The sequence below is a fragment of the Klebsiella sp. MS 92-3 genome (assembly GCF_000195655.1).
GTDB lineage: Bacteria > Pseudomonadota > Gammaproteobacteria > Enterobacterales > Enterobacteriaceae > Klebsiella > Klebsiella pneumoniae.
This window is the reverse complement of the sequence record NZ_GL882819.1, coordinates 24,257-31,393: the sequence shown is the minus strand read 5'-3', so window position 1 is coordinate 31,393 and position 7,137 is coordinate 24,257. Positions and strand designations below refer to the sequence as shown.

The 7,137-nt window shown below is 54.5% G+C and carries 8 protein-coding genes; 3 read left to right on the top strand and 5 right to left on the bottom strand.

Annotated elements, in window-relative coordinates; genetic code table 11:
- The coding region (locus HMPREF9538_RS0127880) for a LysR family transcriptional regulator (protein ID WP_171805143.1) at window positions 1-411 on the bottom strand (411 nt) is incomplete at its 3' end.
- 73 nt (window positions 412-484) lie between these two features.
- On the opposite strand from HMPREF9538_RS0127880, the gene HMPREF9538_RS11125 reads away from it, so the two are divergent.
- From HMPREF9538_RS11125 to HMPREF9538_RS11135, 3 genes are all read left to right on the top strand, one after another.
- On the top strand, window positions 485-1,717 hold the full coding sequence (locus tag HMPREF9538_RS11125; protein WP_002913847.1) for an MFS transporter: 1,233 nt from the start codon (window positions 485-487) through the stop codon (window positions 1,715-1,717).
- Between the two features lie 293 nt (window positions 1,718-2,010).
- Window positions 2,011-3,189, top strand: a complete 1,179-nt coding sequence (locus HMPREF9538_RS11130; RefSeq protein ID WP_020317232.1) for an anaerobic sulfatase maturase — start codon at window positions 2,011-2,013, stop codon at window positions 3,187-3,189.
- Window positions 3,173-5,041 (top strand): sulfatase-like hydrolase/transferase, encoded by a 1,869-nt coding sequence (locus HMPREF9538_RS11135; RefSeq protein WP_009485397.1) that lies wholly within the window; start codon window positions 3,173-3,175, stop codon window positions 5,039-5,041. The genes HMPREF9538_RS11130 and HMPREF9538_RS11135 overlap by 17 nt, the downstream gene beginning before the upstream one ends.
- Window positions 5,042-5,260: 219 nt before the next feature.
- Here the strand turns inward: HMPREF9538_RS11135 and HMPREF9538_RS11140 are convergent, their stop codons facing one another.
- The 4 genes from HMPREF9538_RS11140 to HMPREF9538_RS11155 are packed head-to-tail and all read right to left on the bottom strand — an operon-like array spanning window position 5,261 to window position 7,055.
- Window positions 5,261-5,743 (bottom strand): DUF2514 domain-containing protein, encoded by a 483-nt coding sequence (locus tag HMPREF9538_RS11140; protein ID WP_009485396.1) that lies wholly within the window; start codon window positions 5,741-5,743, stop codon window positions 5,261-5,263.
- Window positions 5,740-6,369, bottom strand: a complete 630-nt coding sequence (locus HMPREF9538_RS11145; protein ID WP_009485395.1) for a glycoside hydrolase family 19 protein — start codon at window positions 6,367-6,369, stop codon at window positions 5,740-5,742. The genes HMPREF9538_RS11140 and HMPREF9538_RS11145 overlap by 4 nt, the downstream gene beginning before the upstream one ends.
- Complete coding sequence (locus tag HMPREF9538_RS11150) at window positions 6,359-6,664, bottom strand: phage holin family protein (protein ID WP_009485394.1); 306 nt, start codon at window positions 6,662-6,664, stop codon at window positions 6,359-6,361. Before HMPREF9538_RS11150 ends, HMPREF9538_RS11145 begins: the two co-directional genes overlap by 11 nt.
- Window positions 6,651-7,055, bottom strand: coding sequence for a putative holin (locus tag HMPREF9538_RS11155; RefSeq protein WP_004146394.1), 405 nt, complete (start codon window positions 7,053-7,055; stop codon window positions 6,651-6,653). Before HMPREF9538_RS11155 ends, HMPREF9538_RS11150 begins: the two co-directional genes overlap by 14 nt.
- Window positions 7,056-7,137 lie beyond the last annotated feature (82 nt).

The window sequence follows — 7,137 nt, the reverse complement described above, 5'->3', positions numbered from 1 at the left end:
CCCCCCCCCCCCCCGCGCGGGGGGGGGGGGTGGCTGAGGAAGATGCTGCAGCAGCGGTGGAAGAAGATGAATGCAGGCCGTCGCGCCGGTCCCCAGCGTCAACGATCCATTAACCTCCTGACTGAATGCGCTGACCGACTGCACCGCGCTATTCACCGCCCGATCGATCTGCTCGCTGTGGGCCAGCAATGCCATTCCTGCCGCCGTCGCCTTGATCCCACGTCCGGTTCGCTCCAGCAGCCTGGTCTGTAAAAACTGCTCCAGCTGACGTACCTGCAGGCTGACGGCAGGTTGGGAGATCCCCAGCGCGTCGGCGGCGGCAGAAAAGCTGCCGCGCTGTACGACCAGCCGGAAGGTCGCCAGATTTCCCAGGTTCAGTGTTGTCATAAAAGTTTCTCTTATACCGCGCATAAGGTGGCCGCTCTGCCAGAACAATAGCCTGCCGGGTATGCTCAGGACAACTGTCTTAACGGAATGAAAAACCATGGAAATAAACGCTATTCCCCGACGCCTTGCCTTCACCGCGGGCGGTCAGCAACTCATCAACTGGGGGATCTCTTTTTATATGCCCGGCACCTTTGCCGGGGCTATCGCCGCCGACAAAGGATGGTCCTTGCCGCAGATCTATCTCGGCCTGACGCTTGCGATGCTGATGATGGCCGCTGTCTCCCCGTTCGTTGCCAGGCTGCTGGCTCGCTTTGGCGGAAGATTGGTGGTCACCAGCGGTACCTTACTGATAGCCGCCAGCTGCGCCATGATGGCCTGGCGCCCTTCGCTGGCCGGCTGGTACGGCGCCTGGCTGCTGACCGGCATCGGCATGCGGCTCTCACTGTATGATGCGCTGTTCGCCGCAGTGGTGAATCTGTACGGTCAGCAGGCGCGGAAAACTATCTCTCATATCACTCTCGCTGGCGGTCTGGCCTCTGCCCTCTTCTGGCCGCTGGGCGAGGCGTTATTAACCATCATGCCCTGGCAGAATGCCCTGCGGATCTATGCGCTGTTTGGCCTGCTGAGCGCATGGCTGAGTTATCAACTGCCTCGCCAGCGGCTCAGTTCAGCGGCGAAATCACCAGCCTCGCCAGCGACAGCAGAGGGCGACCGGCGTAACGGGGCGCGTTACGCGATCTTTATTGCGCTGATCACCTTCATCTCTAACGGTACCTCTACCCATCTGCCGGAGTTTATCAGCCACTTTGGTCTGCCGGTTGCCGTCGGTATGCTGTGGGGATTCGGCCAGACCGGCGCCCGGCTGGGGGAAGTGCTGGCCGGTCCCCGGGTCACCTCACTTACGCTAACGCGTTTTACTGCGCTCGCCATGCCGCTCTGTTTTCTCCTTGGATTGAGCAGCACGACCTTTGCCGGATGCGCAGCCGGATTTGTGCTGGGCTATGGCGCGATTAACGGGCTGGTGACGATTGTCAAAGCGACGCTGCCGCTGGCGCTGTTTAGCGCAGAAAGCTACGCCAGCCGCACGGGTCTCCTGCTGATCCCCGGGCAACTGATGGCAGCTGTTTCACCCTTTGCCTACGCATGGCTGAACCACCGGCTGGGCATTATCGGCGGAATGTGGGTGTCCACCGGGTTAACGTTGATCGTTGCCGGACTGGCGCTGGCGATGGTGCGCGAGGCGGGTAAGGCGCAGGATGAACGTAATGTAGAATATCCGGCAGCGGCCGTTGACCAACCGATAGCCAAAAACAACCTTGCTGAAGAGTAAACGTGGATCACTACGCCCTTGATAATTTACGCCTGCCCTTATAGCCATATGGCAGGCATTATTCATATTATAAATTTTTAATGAAAATACATTCACCAAATCAATGATGAAATTTTTAAGAGAATAGCAGGGCATGCTGTCACCTGCGAAAAATAACGATACCGCCTGTATTTTTCGCTTGCATAATGATCCACAAAATAAGGCCAGTCGCCATCGGTAACATTAGCCACACCTCCGGTAACACAATTAGCCTTACTCTCTTCCTCATCGAAACCGTTCGAGCATAGCAAAGAATGAGCGCTAATTTTAATACCGTAGCAAAACCCGGCGGCAATCGATGCAATCTGGCCTGTCGGTATTGTTTCTATCTGGAAAACGAGGTTCCGCGTCCAGGGTATGCCACCATGGACGACCTCACGCTGGAAGCATACATTCACAACACCATTTCATCGACCCCCTCGCAAAACGTCGAGTTTTGCTGGCAGGGCGGTGAGCCTACCTTATGCGGGCTGGATTTTTTTGCAAAGGTGGTCGAGCTCCAGCAGCGTTACCGTGGTAACAAAATGATCGCCAACAGCCTGCAAACCAACGGCATCTTGCTGAACGATAAATGGGCTCGTTTTTTGCGTCGTCATGGATTTCTGGTCGGATTATCCATTGATGGTCCTGCGTCACTCCACGACACCTGGCGTACGACGGGCTGCGGAAAACCCACCTGGGAAAAAGTTGTGCAGGCCATACGCTGCCTGCAGCAGCATGACGTTCCGGTGAATGCCATGGTGGTGGTCAGCCGCCAGTCTGCAAGCCAGGGGAAAAGTCTCTATCGCTGCCTGAGCCGCGAGCTAAACCTTCACCATCTCCAGTTTATTCCTCTCGTTGACTCCCCTGCTCCCTGGTCAGTTACCCCTGAGGGCTGGGGCAAATTTTTGTGCAGTGTTTTCGACGACTGGCTGGAAAACGATGTTGGCAGGGTGTTTATCCAGTACTTTGATAATCTGCTCGGCGTATGGGCCGGCCAGCCCGCCACGCTCTGCACCATGCAGCCTGTCTGTGGGCAGAGTTTACTGGTGGAGCAAAACGGCGATGTCTACAGCTGCGATCACTTTGTCTCAGCGGAATATAAGCTGGGTAATCTGAAGCAAGATGCTATGGCAGCGATGGCGAGCTCGCCATTTCAGCAACAGTTCGGGAAGCAAAAGGGCCAACTCTCTGCCCGCTGTCAGGGCTGCCACTGGCGCTTTGCCTGCCATGGGGGATGCCCTAAACACCGTTTTACCATCCATGACGACGAAGCACAGAATTACCTGTGCAGCGGCTATTTAACCTTTTTCGGCCATATCACGCCCTATATGAACGTCATGAGAAGGCTTTTATTAAATTGCCAGCCGCCCGCGCTCATTATGAGTCTTATCCCGGAGATTCGGCAAAATATATTACAATTAACGGAGTCTGAAGATGAAAGAACCAAATAAAATAGATGGAAATCGCCGCCATCTCCTCAAAGGTCTGGGGATTGCCGCAGTCGTGAGCCTGTTACCAGAGACGGGAAACGCCGCGCAAAATAATGCCGCCCCGAAAGCGGCATGGGATATTCCTTTCACCGGCGAAATCCCTGACACACTGCCCGAAGGCTACAATATTTTACTAATAACCTGCGATCAGGAACGTTATTTCGAGCGGTATCCCTTTCCGGTGCCGGGCCGGGAACGCCTGATGAAAACGGGTATCACTTTTACCAATCATCAGAACACGGCCAACGTTTGTACGCCATCGCGCTCTGTCATGTACACCGGGCTCCATATGCCGCAGACCCGGATGTTTGATAATCTTGGCTTCCCCTGGATGAATTACGATCTGGACCCGGAATTACGTACCGTGGGCCATATGATGAGTGAACTGGGTTATTACACGGCGTATAAAGGTAAATGGCATCTTACCCGGGAGATCGATCAGCCGGTCGCTGGTAAATCGGTAGAAGAAATGGACCTGGGCGAGATCCCGACGCCGCGACTGCATGAAATTATGGAAAAGTATGGTTTCTCTGATTATCACGGCATTGGCGATGTCATCGGGAAAAGTAAGGGCGGCTATTTCTTTGATTCAGTCACCACGGGGCAGACCATTAGTTGGCTACGTAACACCGGCCGCCCGCTGAATGATGAAAATAAGCCCTGGTTCGCGGCAGTAAACCTGGTTAACCCCCACGATGTCATGTTTATCGACACCGATGAGCATGGTGAGCAGGTGCAGTGGAAAGGGCCAATGGATAAAGAAAACCACACCCTGCTGCCAACCCAACCCCCGCACAACCAAATCTATCAGCAAAGCTGGCCAGACTATCCGCTGCCTGCAAACCGCCATCAGTCGCTCGATGAGCCTGGCAGACCTGCCGCCCATAAAGAGTACCAGAATGCCAGGGCGGTGATGGAGGGACAGTTCCCCGATGAAGACCGGCGCTGGCGCAAATTACTGGATTATTATTTCAACTGTATTCGCGACAATGACCTGCATCTTGAGGCGATTCTCAATGAGCTGGATAACCTGCAGCTGACGCAAAATACGATTATCGTCTTTACCGCCGACCATGGGGAACTCGGTGGCTCCCACCAGATGCATGGTAAAGGTTCCTCGGTGTACAAAGAGCAGATCCATGTGCCGATGATCATTCGCCATCCGGCGTATCCGGGAAATATCCGCTGCAACAGTTTGACCAATCATCTGGATTTAGTACCGACCCTGATTGGTCTGACTGGACGCGATCGCTCGCTGCGAGAGAAAGTCCTGGAGGGCAGAAAAGGCCGGGATATGAGCCCATTACTGGCGCATCCTGAGCAAGCGGGCTTAAATGCGCTGCGTCCGGGTTCGCTTTATTGTTACGGCATGATCCTGTATATGGATGCGCAATACACGGCAAAATTCAGAAAGCTGGCTGGAGAAAAACTCCCGCACGATCAATTTAAAAAAGCGATCGCGTCACTCCATCCTGATTTTTCCCATCGCTCAGGGATCCGTATGATCAACGATGGACACTATAAATTTGCCCGCTACTTTTCGCTCAAGCAGCATCATATTCCTGCTACCCTGGCCGAGCTGCTGGAGAATAATGATGTTGAACTTTTCGATCTGGTTAACGACCCCGAAGAAAATCATAACCTCGCCCGGGAGCCAGAGAAATACCGGGATCTGTTAATGACTATGAACGATAAACTCAATCAGCTCACTGCCGCTGAGATTGGCGAAGATGATGGCAGCTATATGCCCCCGTTTGAAGGAAGCCAGTGGGACATGTCGGCGGCCCAGATGCATCAATATATGCGCGATTAGCGCTTGCCGTCAGGTGGGAGACCTTAATGTAGCAGCTATAAAAAAACCCTCTGTAAACACAGAGGGTTTCGTTTCATTCAGCTAACGCCGGGGATTATTCCCACTCAATTATTTACAGCACTCGTAACCAATTGACTGAAAACAAGTTTATGAAACGATAAATTCTGCATACCGTTTTATATACCGTCACCGGGAAACAGTACCATGAAAAATACCATGCTACCTGGTTAGTTCATCGTACTGTCTTTCGCAGACCCTTCCGGCTTCAACTGCCCGGTCAGCGTATTCTGCCAGTTGCCGGTTTCGTTCGAGAGATTTTTCGAGCACGTCGGCAAGCAAAACTCCGGTGTCTGCGGCTGACGACCCAGCGCCGACAGTGGCGTTATACTGCCTGAGCTGCTCACGGATGGCAACGAGCTGCTGCTGCAGCCGGCCAGCGCGAGCGGCAGCATCAAGAGCATCATTGCGCGCCTGGTCGATCCTCTGCTGCGCCTCTCGTTCATTGGTTGCTTTCTCCTGTTCGTCATGTTGACGTGCTTTATCATCTTCTGCTTTGCGGTCTGCCTTCGCCTGCGCATACCCGGCGTCGTACTGTCTTTCACCGTGAATATTCCAGGCTACAATGCCGCCGGCCACCAGAGCAGCAAGCATCGACACGATAAGCAATTGTTTCCAGTATGCTTTCACGAATGCCGTGATCATGATGCCAGCACCTTCTTGGCCGACAGGTAACGCACACGGCGATCGTCGATGCCATTCTGCCCGCCGTTAATGATCTGCGTGACGCGCATCAGGTCGTCGGTGTACTTCATGCATCCATATTTAACGAAGTACCAGGCCGCGCTCCGCGCTGCATACTCGTCCTGCGCCAGCAGCTCCGGCTGCTTAACCAGATCCACCTTCAGGGCAGCCCCGCAATCGCGGTAGTTGTTTAGTCCGGTGGTCTGGATGAGACCGCGCCCGCGGTAAAACCAGCCGTCGGTCGGCCCGTTATTCCCCATGCGTTTGCTGTACACCAGGTTGGCAATCGCTCTTTGCCTCTCCAGTGGCAAAGAGGGCTCACCCTGACGGCGGCCGAGAGAATTAGCCTGACCCTGCGTCAGCCGCCCGGCGCGGACGAAACCAGCCAGCCCCGCCACGCTGTAATTGAAGCTCTCAACGAGCTGGGTAAAGCCAGTGCTTTCATGCCCGGCCTGGGCAATAAACATCGCCTGATCCAACGGCTTGACAATGCCAAACTCTTTCATGGCAGCCACAATGTGCGGATGCCAGCGTGTGGCCAGCGCCAGGCTAATGCCGGCAGCTTTCTTAAACTCGTTAATGTCCATGTTGCGACCTCGATATCTTGAAGATTTGCACGACGTTGCCGCGCGTCTTCAGCACCGCGGCGAACATCACAGCATTGATAACGACCTCTGAAAGATCTGCGGTCATAGGGAAGTGGTACAGGTATGAGTACGCGGTACGCAGCGGGATACTGGCCGCAGCCACGATGAGGAAATAGGCGATCCACCCGCCCCAGCGGCGGTGGCGCGATCCGTTGCGCTGGAAGAACATCCCCCGCAGCGCTATCCCGCCGCAGATGAGGGCATTAGCGATCAGCAGCAGATCATGGCCTGTCATCGTCTTTTCCTCCCGGGATTAAATCGCGCGGATTGTCAGAGCGGTGATACAGCCATATCCCGACCCGCACCGCGACAATTGCCGCAACGAACGCGCCGGCGGAGTAGACAATACCCCTCTCGAACGAGTCCTGTGTGATGGTGGGGATCATGCTGGCAACGCCGATAAGGATTGATGCTGTTGGTTTGTAGAAGAGAAGGCCGCAGAGAAAGCTGAGTAGCGCCAGGAGAACACGGCGCTTGACTGGATACTCAACTGCAGAGGTAACAAAAATTACCGCACCGGCCAGCGATCCCAACGCCACTTCAGGAGGTACGCCGGCGATAACTGCCGCCAGCGCACCGTAGCTAAGCCCCTGATTTATTGTATCAGCGGTTAGCGATGCGGACATGATGACCACCGTTTACTATGCATGATGAACCTCCTTAGTTTGGTAAGATCATCATACACAATAAACCGTTTATGGATAAATG